Genomic DNA, 285 nt, shown 5'->3' on the forward strand with positions numbered 1-285 from the left:
CTCTGGTACCTCAGACTCCACATCAATCTGGATGAAGGAGGAACCGTCTTGGCGTTTGACCAACGTGGCTGCTTTGGGATGAGAACCCGCCAGCATCCCGCGCTGGTAGTGACCTACATCCAGCTCAAAGCGTTCGCGTCCCTCGACGGTGGTTAGCGATACTGTCCAGTCCCTCTCACGGAAAAAGAAGATGCGGGCGTCATACGTGACAAAGCCGCCCTTAAACACTTTAACTGGACGGTTTTTCTGTTGGGCACTCTTACGTGCAGCGGCTAGCCTCCTGCC

The 285-nt window shown here is 55.4% G+C and carries 1 pseudogene; it reads right to left on the reverse strand.

Annotation, left to right across the window (positions count from 1 at the left end):
- Positions 1–285, reverse strand: a pseudogene (locus NW835_RS13450) (RNA-guided endonuclease TnpB family protein); the annotation flags it as partial.

Source organism: Synechococcus sp. OH2, from assembly GCF_047462155.1.
GTDB lineage: Bacteria > Cyanobacteriota > Cyanobacteriia > Thermostichales > Thermostichaceae > Thermostichus.